This is a genomic window from Chelativorans sp. J32, from assembly GCF_000518985.1.
GTDB lineage: Bacteria > Pseudomonadota > Alphaproteobacteria > Rhizobiales > Rhizobiaceae > Chelativorans.
On sequence record NZ_JAEQ01000012.1, the window covers coordinates 70,826 to 85,988 of the forward strand.

The 15,163-nt window shown below is 60.4% G+C and carries 17 protein-coding genes and 2 tRNA genes; 10 read left to right on the forward strand and 9 right to left on the reverse strand.

Going from position 1 to position 15,163, the window contains the following annotated elements; translation table 11 throughout:
• The first annotated feature begins 1 nt into the window (after position 1).
• From CHEJ32_RS0115675 to CHEJ32_RS0115695, 4 genes are all read left to right on the forward strand, one after another.
• Positions 2-964, forward strand: coding sequence for a branched-chain amino acid ABC transporter permease (locus tag CHEJ32_RS0115675; RefSeq protein ID WP_028034640.1), 963 nt, complete (start codon positions 2-4; stop codon positions 962-964).
• A 117-nt stretch (positions 965-1,081) separates the two neighbouring features.
• Positions 1,082-2,683 (forward strand): GMC family oxidoreductase, encoded by a 1,602-nt coding sequence (locus CHEJ32_RS0115680; protein ID WP_028034641.1) that lies wholly within the window; start codon positions 1,082-1,084, stop codon positions 2,681-2,683.
• A 780-nt stretch (positions 2,684-3,463) separates the two neighbouring features.
• On the forward strand, positions 3,464-4,873 hold the full coding sequence (locus CHEJ32_RS0115690; protein WP_028034643.1) for a sensor histidine kinase: 1,410 nt from the start codon (positions 3,464-3,466) through the stop codon (positions 4,871-4,873).
• Complete coding sequence (locus CHEJ32_RS0115695; protein ID WP_028034644.1) at positions 4,870-5,553, forward strand: response regulator transcription factor; 684 nt, start codon at positions 4,870-4,872, stop codon at positions 5,551-5,553. Before CHEJ32_RS0115690 ends, CHEJ32_RS0115695 begins: the two co-directional genes overlap by 4 nt.
• A gap of 143 nt (positions 5,554-5,696) precedes the next feature.
• Here the strand turns inward: CHEJ32_RS0115695 and CHEJ32_RS28070 are convergent, their stop codons facing one another.
• A complete protein-coding gene (locus CHEJ32_RS28070; RefSeq protein WP_028034645.1) occupies positions 5,697-5,996 on the reverse strand; it encodes a hypothetical protein in 300 nt (99 codons plus the stop codon).
• Between the two features lie 148 nt (positions 5,997-6,144).
• Here CHEJ32_RS28070 and CHEJ32_RS0115705 point away from each other — a divergent pair, with 148 nt between their 5' ends.
• The 4 genes from CHEJ32_RS0115705 to CHEJ32_RS27200 all read left to right on the forward strand — a co-directional run bounded on the left by CHEJ32_RS0115705 (position 6,145) and on the right by CHEJ32_RS27200 (position 8,050).
• On the forward strand, positions 6,145-6,366 hold the full coding sequence (locus tag CHEJ32_RS0115705; RefSeq protein ID WP_028034646.1) for a hypothetical protein: 222 nt from the start codon (positions 6,145-6,147) through the stop codon (positions 6,364-6,366).
• Positions 6,367-6,735: 369 nt separating this feature from the next.
• Entirely contained in the window at positions 6,736-7,386 is a 651-nt protein-coding gene (locus tag CHEJ32_RS26350; protein ID WP_051469703.1) for a DUF1236 domain-containing protein, read from the forward strand.
• Between the two features lie 60 nt (positions 7,387-7,446).
• Complete coding sequence (locus tag CHEJ32_RS25000) at positions 7,447-7,749, forward strand: hypothetical protein (RefSeq protein WP_034658598.1); 303 nt, start codon at positions 7,447-7,449, stop codon at positions 7,747-7,749.
• A gap of 130 nt (positions 7,750-7,879) precedes the next feature.
• Complete coding sequence (locus tag CHEJ32_RS27200) at positions 7,880-8,050, forward strand: hypothetical protein (RefSeq protein WP_156936713.1); 171 nt, start codon at positions 7,880-7,882, stop codon at positions 8,048-8,050.
• A 6-nt stretch (positions 8,051-8,056) separates the two neighbouring features.
• Here the strand turns inward: CHEJ32_RS27200 and CHEJ32_RS0115730 are convergent, their stop codons facing one another.
• The 3 genes from CHEJ32_RS0115730 to CHEJ32_RS0115740 form a co-directional block, all read right to left on the reverse strand.
• A complete protein-coding gene (locus CHEJ32_RS0115730) occupies positions 8,057-9,703 on the reverse strand; it encodes an alpha/beta-hydrolase family protein (protein WP_028034647.1) in 1,647 nt (548 codons plus the stop codon).
• A gap of 107 nt (positions 9,704-9,810) precedes the next feature.
• On the reverse strand, positions 9,811-10,929 hold the full coding sequence (locus CHEJ32_RS25005; RefSeq protein ID WP_084032832.1) for a transporter substrate-binding domain-containing protein: 1,119 nt from the start codon (positions 10,927-10,929) through the stop codon (positions 9,811-9,813).
• A 203-nt stretch (positions 10,930-11,132) separates the two neighbouring features.
• Positions 11,133-11,209: transfer RNA gene (locus CHEJ32_RS0115740), tRNA-Asp, on the reverse strand.
• Between the two features lie 200 nt (positions 11,210-11,409).
• Here CHEJ32_RS0115740 and CHEJ32_RS0115745 point away from each other — a divergent pair.
• Positions 11,410-11,485 (forward strand) — tRNA-Val (locus CHEJ32_RS0115745).
• Positions 11,486-11,515: 30 nt separating this feature from the next.
• Here the strand turns inward: CHEJ32_RS0115745 and CHEJ32_RS27770 are convergent.
• The 4 genes from CHEJ32_RS27770 to CHEJ32_RS0115765 all read right to left on the reverse strand — a co-directional run bounded on the left by CHEJ32_RS27770 (position 11,516) and on the right by CHEJ32_RS0115765 (position 13,393).
• Positions 11,516-11,716: a hypothetical protein gene (locus tag CHEJ32_RS27770; protein WP_028034648.1), complete on the reverse strand. Its 201-nt coding sequence runs from the start codon at positions 11,714-11,716 to the stop codon at positions 11,516-11,518.
• Between the two features lie 10 nt (positions 11,717-11,726).
• Positions 11,727-11,912 (reverse strand): hypothetical protein, encoded by a 186-nt coding sequence (locus CHEJ32_RS0115755; protein ID WP_028034649.1) that lies wholly within the window; start codon positions 11,910-11,912, stop codon positions 11,727-11,729.
• Between the two features lie 77 nt (positions 11,913-11,989).
• On the reverse strand, positions 11,990-12,490 hold the full coding sequence (locus tag CHEJ32_RS25010; RefSeq protein WP_034658599.1) for an SH3 domain-containing protein: 501 nt from the start codon (positions 12,488-12,490) through the stop codon (positions 11,990-11,992).
• A 159-nt stretch (positions 12,491-12,649) separates the two neighbouring features.
• The gene (locus tag CHEJ32_RS0115765) at positions 12,650-13,393 is read right to left on the reverse strand and encodes an SDR family oxidoreductase (protein WP_028034650.1); all 744 of its coding nucleotides are present in this window, start codon (positions 13,391-13,393) and stop codon (positions 12,650-12,652) included.
• A gap of 167 nt (positions 13,394-13,560) precedes the next feature.
• Between CHEJ32_RS0115765 and CHEJ32_RS0115770 the strand changes: the two genes are divergently transcribed.
• A complete protein-coding gene (locus tag CHEJ32_RS0115770) occupies positions 13,561-14,775 on the forward strand; it encodes a sensor histidine kinase (protein ID WP_034658600.1) in 1,215 nt (404 codons plus the stop codon).
• Between the two features lie 49 nt (positions 14,776-14,824).
• Here the strand turns inward: CHEJ32_RS0115770 and CHEJ32_RS0115775 are convergent, their stop codons facing one another.
• Positions 14,825-15,139, reverse strand: a complete 315-nt coding sequence (locus CHEJ32_RS0115775) for a DUF1236 domain-containing protein (protein ID WP_028034652.1) — start codon at positions 15,137-15,139, stop codon at positions 14,825-14,827.
• Positions 15,140-15,163 lie beyond the last annotated feature (24 nt).

Sequence of the window (15,163 nt, forward strand, 5' to 3'; positions counted from 1 at the left end):
GATGGCCGACCTCACTCTCACTCAAGCCGAAGCCCACCGCGCGACGCGGCTGGATGTTCTGCTGCTGCTCATCGCCGTGGTCGGCCTGATCGCCGCGCCGTTCTTCTTCTATCCCATCTTCCTGATGAAGATGCTCTGCTTTGCGCTCTTCGCCTGCGCTTTCAATCTCCTGCTTGGCTTCACCGGCCTGCTTTCCTTCGGCCATGCGGCCTTCTTCGGAGGCGCGGCCTATTTTACCGCGCATGCAGTCAAGGAATGGGGCTGGACGCCGGAAGCGGGCATCCTGCTCGGTCTTGTCGGCGCGGGCGGCATGGGGCTGGTCATGGGCTTTCTCGCCATCCGCCGCCAGGGCATCTATTTCGCCATGATCACGCTGGCCCTGGCGCAGATGTTCTTCTTCTTCTGCCTCCAAGCCCCCTTCACGAAGGGCGAGGATGGCATTCAGGGCGTGCCGCGCGGCTATCTCTTCGGTTTGATCGACCTAAACCAGCCGCTCAATATCTATTATTTCGTGCTCGCCGTCTTCCTGATCGGCGTCTTCGCCATCTGGCGCATCGTCAATTCGCCCTTCGGCATGATCCTGAAGTCCATCCGCGAGAATGAGAACCGAGCGATCTCGCTCGGCTATAGCGTGCAGAAATACAAGCTCGCGGCTTTCGTCATGTCGGCGGCGCTCTCGGGACTAGCCGGCGCGCTCAAGGCACTCGTGTTCCAATTTGCCACGCTCACCGATGTGAGCTGGCAGATGTCGGGTGAAGTGATCCTGATGACACTTCTGGGCGGCATCGGCACCATGGTGGGGCCGATCGTTGGGGCCGGGCTTGTGGTGACGCTTCAGAACTATCTCGCCACCTCTCCGCTGCCCGTCACCATCGTCACTGGGACGATCTTCATGATCTGCGTGCTTATCTTCCGGCGAGGCATTGTCGGCGAAATCCAGGCGCTCCTGCGCCGGCTGAGTTAGCCGAAGTGCATAAGGGAGCCATTTGTGGAGCTTTAAGCATGGCGACGCTCTCCTCTGGCCCGGGAGGGCAGAAGAGGGTGTGGAAGAACGCCGATCCATCGCTTGGACCGAGCATCCATGGCTGAAATCTTCGATTACATTATCGTCGGTGCTGGAACCGCTGGCTGCCTCCTCGCCAACCGGCTTTCTGCCGATCCGAACATCTCGGTCCTGCTGCTGGAAGCCGGCGGCAAGGACAATTATCACTGGATTCACATCCCGGTCGGCTATCTCTACTGCATCTCCAACCCCCGCACGGACTGGTGCTTCATAACCGATGCCGAACCCGGGCTCGCCGGCCGCTCGCTTGCCTATCCGCGCGGCAAGGTGCTGGGCGGCTGCTCCTCGATCAACGGCATGATCTATATGCGCGGGCAGGCGCGCGACTACGATCTCTGGCGGCAGATGGGCTGCACCGGCTGGGGTTGGGACGACGTGTTGCCCTACTTCAAAAAAACGGAGGACTATTATCTCGGCCCCGACGAAATGCATGGGGCGGGCGGGGAATGGCGGGTCGAGGAGGCCCGCGTGCGCTGGGAGATCCTGGACGCGTTCCAGAAAGCCGCGGAAGCGATAGGCATTCCCCGGACAGATGATTTCAACCGGGGCAACAATGAGGGGTCCTCCTATTTCAAGGTTAACCAGCGCCGCGGCATTCGCTGGAACGCCTCAAAAGCTTTCTTGCGGCCCATCCGGCACCGCCGCAATCTCAGGATCGAGACGAATGCCCATGCGCGTCGTCTTCTCATCGAGGATCTTACGGCTCGAGGGGTGGAGTTCGATCAGCTCGGCGCCACGCGATATGCACATGCCCGCCGCGAGGTGATCCTCGCTGCCGGCGCCATCGGTTCGCCTCATCTTCTGGAGCTCTCCGGCATTGGCAATGGGGAAGCGCTGCAGAAGGCCGGCATTCCCGTCCTGCTCGAACGTCCCGGTGTTGGCGAGAACTTGCAGGATCACCTGCAGCTGCGCTGCGCTTACAAAGTCTCGGGCATCCGCACGCTGAACGAACGGGCAGGGCGCCTCATGGGCAAGATGGCGATCGCGCTGGAATATGCCATCAGCCGCTCCGGGGCCATGTCCATGGCGCCCAGCCAGCTTGGCATGTTCACACGTTCGGACGCGTCCTATGAGACGCCGAATCTGGAGTACCACGTGCAGCCGCTGACGCTCGAGAAGTTTGGCGAACCGCTGCACGCTTTTCCGGCTTTTACCGCCAGCGTCTGCAATCTTAGGCCGGACAGCCGGGGCTCCGTCCATGCAGCCTCGCCGGATTTTCGTAAGCAGCCGGCGATCCGGCCGAACTACCTTTCCACCGAGACGGACCGGCAGGTGGCAGCCGATGCCATTCGGCTCACCAGGCGCATTGTGACCCAGGAGCCCCTCAAACCCTATCGCCCGGAGGAGTTCAAGCCGGGGCCTGACTTCCAAACGGAAGAGGAATTGGTGCAAGCTGCGGGATTGATCGGGACAACGATCTTTCATCCCGTCGGAACCTGCCAAATGGGTGCGGATCAAGAATCCGTCGTTGACCCGGCCTTGAAGGTTCGTGGAGTCTCGCGCCTTCGCATCGCCGACGCTTCCGTGATGCCGACCATCACCTCCGGCAACACGAACTCGCCGACTCTGATGATTGCGGAAAAGGCGGCCGATCTTATCCTCACTGACGCGCGCCGATGAGGAGATGGCAGGAACAACTCCGCCAGCCAGGTCTTGATAGTAGCGCCTGCTGACCTTTGAGGGAGGAGAATATGGGTTACCCACCCAGACCCGCGCCAGAGCCCATACCGGACCCGCCGCGTCCGGAGCCGATTCCGCCGGATCCCGATCCGGAGCCGACCAGGTAGTCCGTTCGCAGGCTCGCAATCATGCGAGAGTAACCCGCCGGGTTTGGCCGGCGGGTTTTTCGCTGGCCCTATTTCGGCCAGACCCACTTATGCAGATTCTCTCTCCCTATCGGGCCATAGATGTTCTCGAGAAAGCGAGTGGTGCTGTCCAGGGTGGCTCCGGATTTCAGCATGTTGTGAGCCTGTTCCTGGTAAATGTCGCGAATGGTCTCGCCAGTGCCAGGAACCTTCCAAGCGGTTGACGTGTCCGCGCGAGCCGGGATTGGCGGATTGGTGGGCGAGTTCGGCCGGCTATATCCGATTTCATGGATCTGGCCCGGCGCCGGTCGGACCGGAACCAAGGGCGGCAACTCCGGAAGAGCTTGCGAAGAGCTTCCGGCCCCATTGTCGTTGGTTACACCGTTAGGCATGGTTTGAAATCCCCATCATTTAACAAGGGCAGGGTAAATCCCGCTCCGATTATGACGGGATCGAAAATTCCGAAGTCGGATATGGCCTTGTCTCTGCCGTCGAATGTCGGAACCCTTGCGTTTCTTCGAAGCGGACAATTCTATCCATCTGCAACCCTGAAGCCGTCCGGAGCGTTGCAAGCTCGGTGCAATGGGGGACTCCGGTGCAGCACATAGCGCGCCTGGTCGATCGGTGGCTTTCGCAATCCTTGGCGAGACAATTTCTGCTCGCCGGTGGCGTGGTGGCGTTGCTCGCTATGCTACTGGTGGGGGCTTTGGTAACCAGGCTCATCGAAGAAGCCGTGACGCGCAACTCTGCGGCCAGCACTGCGCTTTATGTGGATAGCGTGATCGCGCCGCTCCTCCCGGATATGCAGAAGGGCGCAACGCTTGGTGATGCGGAAACGCGTGCCCTTGACGAGACATTAGGGCTCGGCGCCCTTGGAAGACGGCTGGTATCGTTCAGGATCTGGCGCCCGGACGGCACCATCGTCTATTCGAGCGATAAGAGTCTCGTCGGCAAGCATTTCGAACCCAACCCCAATATCCGCGCGGCTTTCTCCGGTTCGATGGTGGCGGAGTTCAACAAGGTTGACGATGTCGAAAGCGAAGCCGAGCGCAGGACCGGTCAACCCCTGCTCGAGATCTATAATCCGATACTGCAACCGTGGTCGGGCGAAGTGGTTGCCGTTTCGGAGTTTTACGAGGTTGCGACGGAGTTCGAGCGGAGCCTCAATCAGGCTCGCATCCGCAGCTGGATCGCGGTGGCAATTATCACCTTGGGCTTCTTTCTCGCTCTCTCGGTGATCGTCTTGCGGGGGAGCCGGATCATCGATCGCCAGCGGGAGGCTCTCGGCGACCGCGTGGCCGAGCTTTCGCGGCTGCTTGCGCAGAACAAGGCGCTGCATGAACGCGTGACGCGGGCTTCCCAACGCGTGGCTTCTCTCAACGAGGGCTATCTCAGACGGATCGGGGCGGACCTGCACGACGGACCGGCTCAGCTCGTGGCACTTGCGGCGCTCCGGCTCGACGGCGAAGCGGTCAGCACCGCTGCCGGAGCCGACAAGGAGCTTTCCCGTGAAATGTCCACAATTAAGGAAAGTCTCGATGAGGCGCTGCGTGAAATCCGAAGCATCTGCAATGGGTTGGTCCTGCCCAATATAGAAGGGGCCGATCTGCAGGATATCCTCAGTCGTGTCGTCCAGGCGCACGAGCAGAGGACAGGAAGCAGGGTTCATATGGAAGTAGCGGGTTCTTCACAGCCGCTCCCGGCCGCGGCGAAAATCTGCATCTACCGCTTCGCCCAGGAAGCACTGAACAACGCTTACCGTCATGGCCGGGGCATCTGCCAGAGCATCAAGCAGAGCTGCGAAGAAGGCCGTGTCGTCGTGGAAATATCGGATGGAGGGCCTGGTTTTGATCCTGAAAACATCCGTCCGGACGCCGTTGGCCTCGTCGGATTGCGCGAACGGGTAGAAAGCCTTGGCGGCCGCTTTTTCGTGGAGGCGTCTCCAACCAGGGGGACGCGTGTGATTATGTGGCTTAACCTGGATGAGATGGAGTTGGTCCGATGAAGCCGATTAGGATTGCGGTGGTGGACGATCACCCGTTGTTCAGGGAAGGAGTTACCCGCAGCCTGTCCGAGATCGGAAGCTTCGAAGTCGTAGGGGAGGGCAGCAGCAGCGAGGAAGCCATTCGTATTGTCGAGGAGAGACGTCCGGATATCCTGCTGATGGACATCTCCATGCCTGGCGGCGGGTTGAACGCGCTGCACGCCATTCTTGAGAGGCTACCCGAACAGAAAGTGATCATGTTGACGGTATCGGAGGCGAGCGACGATGTGATCGGCGCGTTGCGCGCGGGTGCAAAAGGCTATGTCCTGAAGGGTGTCGGTTCACGGACTTTGGCAGAGGCTGTGCGCATGGTTGCGGCGGGCCAAAGTTACGTTTCGCCCACATTGTCGGCCCGCTTGATCGGAGATCTTTCCACCGGCAACCCGCATTCGGGCCCCGATCCGATATCGGAACTCACGGATCGGGAGTTCCAGATCTTGAAGCTCGTTGCCGGCGGCTTGAGCAACAAACGCGTCGCGCTTCAACTGGACCTGCAGGAAAAGACGATCAAGCATCATCTGACGCGGATTTTTGCGAAGCTCGGAGTGAGCAATCGCACGGAAGCCGCGCTGACCCTGCGTGCCTCCCTTGACGGACAAGAGACAAGGGACAGGGCACCTGTATCCAGATTAATCGGATAGACTCTGAAGCCTTGTCCGATCGGATCTTCTTGCCGGTCGGTTGATGATGGTCCGCCCCTTGGCGTCAGTCATGATGTAACGGCCGTTTCGCACTCGCTCTGTCATCCCATTGGGATGGCGGGCCTCGATCGTCGATCCGCGGGTTACGACACTTGCCTTGCCTCCGCCATCCGCGGGCGACCTTCCACCAGTTGCGCCGCCGCCGCGGCCTGAACCGCGACCTCCCTTTCCTCCGCCATTATTGCCATTGCCCTTGCTGCCGCGACCTCCATCCGCCGGGCCGGAGTTTCCGTTATTGCTATTCCCGCCCCCATTACCTCCTCCATTGTTTCCACCGCCATTGCCACCGCCGCTGTTCCCGCCGCCATTGCCACCGCCGCTGTTCCCGCCGCCATTGCCGCCGCTGTTCCCGCCGCCATTGCCGCCGCTGTTCCCTCCACCATTGCCGCCCCCGCTGTTGCCTTGCGCCCACGCCAAGTCTCTGCTTGTCGCCGCCAGAGCAGCGCTAAATGGCAGGCTTATGATTCCGGCCAGGATCTTGCGGCGGCAAAGCATGCTCGTCTCCCTCGTAGAAACGCCGTCAGCGCTGAAATGAACCGCGCTGCGAGAGATGGCACGGTATATCCCATTGGAAAAATCACATTAGCTTTCGCGCATTGGGAAGGTTTTACGGAGCTGCTGCCCGCCGAGAATCTTTTATTCTCGGCGGGCTTGCTGGCGCAGGAAGGGACGGATGCATGCGCCGCAAGAAGAATCGGCAAAAAAGCAATCGAGCAGCTTCACTCTTTTTCCGCGGTGAGAGCGACGGCCTAAGCCGCCGCTGCACCGAGAAGAAACATCCCTAAAGTCAGCCCGAACAAGGCTGCGAGAAGCCAACGGGCCTGGTAGACGCTCTTTTCCATAACCACCTCGCAAACTCCGTCGCGCCAACGATGTATCGCGGGCCAAGTTCCCGAAATATTCGGGCGCGGACCTTTAACAGACGGGCGTTCGGGCCGAAGTCCGGCGGGTATTGGGACTAAAGTCCGATATGTGGATGGACCTAAGCCCTTCCTCGGAACGGGTTATCCGCTGACATGTTGATAGGAGGAAGCGTCGGCGCGCTCTTCGAAAGAAGTAATCGCAAATCAGCCGGCGTGCTCAAGTAGAATGGGCAGTAAATCAAGTCAGAGGAGACCTTTTATGAAATCATACAAGCTCAGCGGTTTTGCAGCTGTTCTTCTTGCTGGAACCGCTTTTGCCTCCCTGCCTGCAATGTCACAGGAGAATACTCAGCCGCAGCAGCCTATCCCGCCGCAGCAGAGCGTGCAGGGCGAGACGGCGACCACGCCGTCCGAGGGATCGACTGGCGCCGCTGCGACGCAGGACCAGAGCACCGGCGAAACGAGCGCCGGAGCGGCCGCCGGTGAGACAACCACTCCGTCCGAGGGGTCGACCGGTGCTGCTGCCACGCAGGAACCAAATGCTGGTGAGACAAACACTGGACAGTCCGGTTCGGTGGCCGGGGAAGCACCTGCCCAGCCCGAGAATGAGGGTCAGGCCGCGACAACCTCACCTTCCGGCGAGACCACGGCCGCGATCAATATCACCGACGAGCAGAAGACCGAGATCCGCAATGTGATCGTCGAAAGCGATGCCGAACCTGTTGATGTCGATATCGACGTCAGTGTGGGCGTTTCCGTGCCCGACACGGTCGAGCTGCATCCGCTCCCGGCCCGGATCGTCCAGATCGTGCCCGAGTACGAGGGATACATGTACTTCGTCCTCGCCGATGGCCGGATCGTCATCGTGGATCCGGACAGCCACGACATCGTCTACATCATCGTGGCCTGAGGCCGCGTTCAAAACTAGGGCCAGCCGCCGGTTTGCGGCTGGCTCAATGAGGAGAACACCATGCAAGAACCTGAAGAAAGAACCACCATTGTGGAGACACGGGATGGCGGTGGTGCCGGTGCGGGCATGATAGCAGGTATCGTCGTCGCCATCGCAGCGGTCGTGCTCGTCATCTTCCTGTTCAGCGGAGGCCTTTTCGATGGCGATGGAGAGATGACTTCGAGCGTTACACGGGATGCCCCGGACGTGAGTGTCGAAACCCCCGACATTGAGGCACCCGATGTGGATGTGAACATTCCGTCCAATGAAGGCGCTTCGCAGGGCGGCGGTACCTCGGCCCCGGCCCCCGCTCCAGCCCAGTAAAAGTGTCAATCTACTTGCAGGCCCTGACGACCGAGACCGCATCGCGGTCGCGGTCGTCGGCTCGCATTGGCAAACTTGAAGGAACCTTGACGCTGCTCCGCCGATTGGACCTCCAAAATGGAGGAACGACATGCCGACAACCCCGCACCCCGACGATCCGGCCGAAGGTTCGCGCGAAGTGGTCGATCGCCAGCTGAAGCAGGAGAAGACGAAGGAAGATGCAGGAGCCAGCCCAAAGCCGCAGACCGGCGAAGAGCACGAAAATCGAAGCGGCGAAGGCAAACAGGACAAGCGACCGTAAACGGGGCTACCGAATTGCGAAATGCTCTTTGAGCCGCTGAATTTGTTGGCCGGATTTTCCATTGACGGCAGTCACCTCCATCCAGGCGTCGATATAGTGCTCGGGCGCGTAGACATGTCCGTGGCCCATCGGGGCGGTGGTTGCCAGCGCCATATCGACCAGAAGCTGAAGAAAGGTGACCACGGGATACCAGCGCAGTTCCGGCGAGACATCCGGGCCTCGGGGCTGGTTCATCCATTCCGGCCTACGGTATAGCGACTGGTACTCGAAGAACGTGACCGGGTCGCTCGCATATTGAAGATAGACGATGCGCATCGGCCCCCATACGGCACCGGGTATAGCAAGCTCGTTGAACTGGTTCGTGAAGCGGACATAGGAGCCGTCGCGGAAACGCGGCAGCCATTCGGGTGAGCCGGGATTGCGTTGCCGGGTTACATATTGCCACATTCGATTGGCAAAGGGCGGGCCGCTCCAGAGCGCGCCTTGATAGGGATCGCCCAAGATTTCGAACAGTTCGGTAGATGCCTCGGAGCCGAACGACCCGAGGCTCAATCCATGTAGATAAAGCCGGGGCCGGCGGTCTTTCGGGAGGTCTCGCCAACGTTCATACACGGCCGAGAATAGAGCGCGCGCATTCTCGGTGCCGTAGTCAGGTTCCACAAGAAGCGATAGCCAGCTGGTGAGATAGGAGTACTGTACGGCGACGCTGGCGACATCGCCATCATGCAGATATTCGAGCGTATCGATAGCGGCCGGGTCGCTCCAGCCCGTCCCCGTGGGCGTAATGATCACGAGCACCGAGCGCTCGAAAGCGTTGGTTCGATTCAGCTCCCTTAGAGCGAGCTCGGCGCGCTCCTCAGCCGTTTCGGCCGCGTTGAGCCCTACATAGACCCGGATGGGCTCCATGGCGTCCACGCCCCAGAAGGAGCCGATCTCGGCTGCGGACGGGCCGGAGGCGACAAATTCGCGTCCAGCCCTGCCAAGATCCTCCCAATCGATGAGCGACGCGGCGCTCCCGGTTTTGCGGGCGTCCGCGGGGCGTTCGATTTCCGGTTCGATCAGTTCGTTATAGGCGCGGAAGGAAGCATCCGCCGCCCGGAGGGAAAAGCGGAACAGGATGCCTTCCGCGACTGCCCAGAACAGAGCGATCGCCACAACCACGCCCAGCACATTCGCCACGCGCCGGGGGATGAAACGGCGCAGCCGGAACGAGGTAAAGGTGAGGATGAGCCGGAAGAGGCGCCCGAGAAAAAGCAGGACAATGAAAGTGGCTGCGGCGACGAGGCCTGTCCGGAGAGGATGTGCGCTGTCCAGCAGGTCCAGCCCCATGGGAACCCGGATGGAATTTTGCCATTCCGCCGCCTGCCAGAGAAATACGGATGCCACGAAGGCACAAAGGGCGGCCGAGACATATTTGATGGGGCGCAGGACGTGCTCTGGCGGGTCGGGAAATTCGAGATAGCGCGCCAGCCAACGGCCGAACAGGCCGATGCAATATCCGGCTGCAAAGCAGGCTCCCGAAAGGATGCCCTGCGTCGTGAAGGTGCGCGGAAGAAGGGACGGTGTAAAAGAGGCAGCGAACAAAAGCGTGCCGACATAAAGGCCGGTCGCCGAAAGCGAGGTCCAGAATTTCACGATCCAGCGATGTGGCATGAGGCCGGCCAACACGTCCCTCCTCGGTTCTATGCTGCCTCGACCACTCGGCGGCCGTCAACTCGGCCGTGCTGATGGTTCTGATCTAACTCGTTCCGATCAGTGACCTAAGGCTGCTGCCCAAAATACTTGACCCTGAGCCGTTCGACTTCGCCGCTCTCCTGCAAGCCGATGATTGCCACCGACGCGGGCTTGGCCAGCGCGCTGCCTGGCCGGAAAGCAAATCCATATTTGTCCGGGTGGAACGTGTTCCCCACGACATCGACAGGCAGGTTCGGATTGGTATGGGCGTAATATTCCAGCACCGGCTTGTCGCCGACGATGGCGGCAATCTCCCCGTTGAGCAGCGCTTCCGTAGCCTCTTCGATATGATTGAACGGCATCGTGGTCACATAGGTGGCCTTCATATAGGCCTCCGCGATGCTTCCTGCCCGCACGCCTACGATCTTGCCTTGCAGGTCAGCCACGCTGTTGATCTGATTCGTGAGGTGAGATGCAGTCATCACGCTCGTTACGGAGGAGGTGACATAGGCAATGACCGCTATGCCGATGACCATCCAGATCGCCTGCCAGATTCGCCCAAGCCAGCCGAACAGGTTCTTCCTTGAGGTTTTGCCGGACGTCGCAATCGACATGACATGATAGAAGCTCTCCGCGAGCCCCTCCCTCCAGCGATTTGGGAAATCCGGATCGAAACGCCGATCGAAGATCGTCAGGGCTGCCGTGGCAAGCAGAATCACCAGAGCAAGCCATGCGTAATTCATGAGGTGGCCGGCATCGTCCAGATCGGAAATGATGTCGGCGAAGCTGGAGCCGGCCTGAGTGTGAACCATTACGCGCAGGCCCGCATCGAACCAGGGTTGTGTGAAGTCGACGATTTGTGCCCGGTCCTCCGTGATGGTGAGATTGGTCACCGCCACGTCTATGGTGCCGTCGGCCGTCGCTGCGACCAGATCCGCATAATTATCGAATTCGCGGTAGCTCGAACTCACCCCGAGGCGGCTCGCCACCTGCTCCCACAGTTCGATGGCCATTCCGGAATAGGCGGCCCCCTGCGCAAAGACAAAAGGCGGACTCCTATAGACGCCTACGTCGAGCGAGCGGGAAGAAGCCTGATCCTCCTGAGCCAGCAGCGCCGTTGTGAGCGCAAGGCAGACTAGAAGTGTAGCAACGGCGAGGTAAGTCAAACGGGCCTGAACGGCGAAAACGAAATTGAAAACAGTCATCTACAACCCAGCATCTCACTGGCTGTGTACGGTCCCAAAGAAACATTACAATAATATTGCCAAGATTTCTTTTCGCGCCGGAAAGGTCGGCCGGGAAATTATGGAAAATGAACAGGGGGAGGGGAGGCAGGCTGAAGCCGCGACTGCACGGACGGACCCGGATTGTCCGGATCCTAGAAAAGTTCTTCTATGCCATTGAAAAATGGCGCGAGTGACGGGGCTCGAACCCGCGACCTCCGGCGTGACAGGCCGGCACTCTAACCAACTGAGCTACACCCGCGCTTGCGACACGGCTTGAACGCGTGTCGTGGCGGTCACTTAGGCGGTTCGCGGTGGCGTGTCAAGCGGTGTGAAACATTTGTCGAAGGAATTCACGACGAAGATTTCTTCTAGGGGAACCACTGGCGATTTTCCCTTGCGATTATCAGCCGAACCGCCTAAACGGACGGGCTTGAAACCGGCTGAGGCCGGTTGGACGGCGGGCGATTAGCTCAGTTGGTAGAGCGCTTCGTTTACACCGAAGATGTCGGGAGTTCGAGTCTCTCATCGCCCACCACTCTCCATGTCATAGCAGCCCCGGCGCGTCTTAGGCGGAGCCGCCCTTTCGTGCCGGATTGTGCGAATGATGGCTGTCTTTTTCTCCTCCTCCGCCGGATACTCGGCTTTGACTGCGCCGGTCGTCGTCTGCCGGTGGCTTTTCGACCTCGAGCGGATCTTTCGCGTTTTCGTGGGCGGCGCCGGGACCGCCCTGGCGGATGCTTTTCGGCGTTTTCTTGGAAGTGGACATGCTCACCTCATCAGCGATCCTGCTGATAGCCTTGATGCGTGGTGTTCACCTTTGAATTGCCCTGCTGCGCCTGGCGATCGGGATCGGGCGCGCCATGCGTTCCGTGCTTGCTGTCATCGGGCTGCGCCTTCTTCGCGTCACCCGTGCCCTTGTTGCTTCGGTTTGCCGGCGGAACCGGCGGCATCTTGCTGGACATGACTTTGCTCCCTGGTTGCCTTACGCAACCGGGAGCCCGTTCACATTGTTCCGATTCGATCCGGCAGATGCTTGCCGTCACTCGCCGCTGAGGTTGCGCCGCTCCACCCAGCCTTGCCAGCCATCCACGCGAATCTTCTGCCACCCGCCGACCGCATAGGGCAGGAAGGCGATTTCGCATTGGCGGCGATCGAGCCGGGTCAGCACACGCGATTGGGGTGAAGGATAGGCCCGCAGGACGAGGGAACCGCGCGGGGGAATGCCTGTCGCGCAGTACATGGCCGGTGAAACCATTGCGATATAGTGCCGGTGCACCCAGCCTGTATTGTGCCCATCTTCCACCGGACACCAGTTTCCGCGGCACTCGTCCTGGACGAAGATCCCACAGGTTCCGTAACGAAGGCGGCTTCTCACACGCGCCCGCGAATTGGGCTGCTCGCGCATATTCAACACGTCGTCGCTGCGTACATTGACGACGCAATGCTCGGCCCCTTCCGCAATCGGCTCTGCTTCCGCTCCCGTCACGGCAGCAAAGATGAGGCCGAGAAGCGCCGCGCCCCTGACAAACCACTGATTCATGTCGCCCTCTCGTCTTCTTTCAGGTGCGTTGACCAGCGAATCGGCCCGAAACCGAATCGGTTTCATAAGGTCCGACGTCCAGAATCAACAACTTGCGGCTGGCTTTGTACCGCAAGCACCTGAACCGGGGATGTACAGAACGGGCGGTAACCGCCCGCTTCACCGGCCGCCGGACACATCGATGAAGGAGCCGGTCACATAGGAGGAGGCGTCGCTGAGCAGCCATATGATGGCTTCGGCGACTTCTTCCGCCTGGCCGGGGCGGCCGAGGGGGGAGGTGACGCCCAGTCGCTTCGCCCTGTCTGGCTGGCCGCCACTGGCGTGGATTTCCGTCTCGATCAGGCCCGGCCGGACCGCGTTCACCCGCACGCCTTCGGAACCCATTTCCTTGGCAAGGCCGACGGTAAGACTGTCGACGGCTCCCTTGGATCCGGCGTAATCGACATATTCGAAAGGTGAACCCAGTCGGGCTGCCATGGATGAAACGATAACGATCGATCCACCCGCGCCGCCCCGGCTCCTCGCCAGGCGGCGGGCTGCTTCCCGCGCGCAGAGATAGGCGCCGATCGTATTGACTTCGAAGATGCGCCGGATCCGGTCGGTTTCGATTTCGACAAGCGGCCGGGAGGGGCCGACAATTCCGGCGTTGATCACGACGCCCGATAGAGGTCCCAGTTCACCGTCCGCGGCCTCATACATGGCTACGACGTCCTCCTCGGAAGAAACGTCCCCCTTTAGGGCCAGAGCTCTTCCGCCGCCGGCCTCGATCTCCTTAACTACGGCCTGGGCTGCTGCGGCGTTTCCGACATAATTGATGGCGACTGCCCAGCCTCTTTGTGCCGCGAGCAGAGCGGTCGCGCGCCCTATGCCGCGGCTCCCGCCAGTGATCAGAATCGAACGCATTGGACTTGCTCCTCCTCTCCTCCAATCCGGTCAGCATGCATGCAAAGCAGCACTGCCACAATGTGTGACGTTGCATCGCTGCCATGCGTTTGAGGCGCTCGAGAGATATCGGGAGGGAACGCCGCGCCGGGCTTGCGAATTAGATCGCATTGGAGGAGGGCCAGCCCTTGGCATCCGGACTCGAAGAAATCGGCGAAGCCACCCCTGAAAAGGGCGCCCCCGCGGAAGAGCTGGAGTATCGGCTTCGTCAACAGCAGCTTGCCGCCGAATTCGCGCTCTTTGCACTCAAGAACCGTGACATACAGGCCTTGCTTCAGGAGACGGCAAGGGTGTGTGCCCTTGGGTTGCGGAGCAGGTTCAGCAAGGTGGTCGAATACCTGCCGGAAGAGCAGAAGTTTCTGGTGCGGGCGGGCGTGGGATGGAAACCCGGCATTGTCGGGAGAGCAAAGACAGGTGCGGACAAGAAGAGCCCTGCCGGCTATGCCTTCTGGACCGGAGCGTCGGTGATTTCCAATCACCTTGGCGGCGAGAGCCGGTTTCGCACACCCCACATACTCGCCGAACATGGCGTCAAGCGCGCGATCAACTCCGTGATCCGCCGCGGCGAAGAACGTTTTGGCGTGCTTGAAGTCGACAGTCCGGTAGAGGGCCGTTTCACCGATGCCGACCTGGTCTTCGTGACGGGCCTAGCAAATCTGCTCGGCGTGGCGTTGGAGCGGCAGCAGATCGAAGAGGTCCTCAAGACGAAGGAGGCTCTTCTACAAAAGGCAGTTGCCCACCAGAAGATGCTGGCAGACGAGGTCAGCCACAGGGTGAAGAACGGCCTCGCAATGGTGGCGGGATTGCTGAGGATGCAGGCCCGCGCCCTTTCTGATCCCGAACTACGGCAGGCGCTCGCCGACGCCCAGTTGCGCGTGCAGGCGATTGCAAGAATCCATGAACTGCTCGGCAATAGCGAAGTCCTCAGCGCAGTGAACCTGCCGGAATTCCTGGAGGATCTCTGCAGCCTGCTGAAAACATCCGCGCCGGAGCACGAGTTCGTCGTCGACGTCGTGCCGGCGATGATTGCCACTTCGCAAGCGGTCTCGCTGGGGCTTTTGGTGAACGAATTGGTCACCAACGCGCTGAAATACGCCTATCCTGACAGCTCAGGTCCCGTCTTCGTGAGCGTGACCCGGGAAGGAGATCTGCTCCGTTTTGAAATTGCCGATCACGGCGTCGGGCTGTCGGACACGTTGGCGCCCGCCCACGGACAGGGACTGGGAAAGAAGGTCATTGCGAGCTTGAGCGCACATCTCGGTGGTGAAGCCGAGTGGCAGGACGCAAATCCCGGGACGCGATTTGTGCTCAGGTTTTGTCCTGAGCCGCCGGGACCGGCATGAGGACAAGGGTTGGAACCAGGTAGCCCGTTTCCAACCCTTGATGATCTGCTTAGTCGCTGATGATATGAACCACTTTCCGCGTACCCGGGTCGACCAGCACAGTGCGGCCATCGACGACGACATATTGATATTTGACGTCGAGATTCGGCGCTTCGAGCGGATGCAGTTCTACCGTCTCGGGCAGTGTCGCACCGACTTCGATCGTGACGTCTGCTGGCGGCTGGATCGGCTGCACCTGATGCTGGACCACATATTCGCGGATGACCGTCTCCTGTTCCGGAGAAACGACGACGGTGGTCTGCGCATAAGCAGCGCCCGACAGGAGCAGAAGAGCGGTCAGGGTCGCGGGGAATCTGGCTTTCATTGTATCCTCCAAATGAGTTCGGAT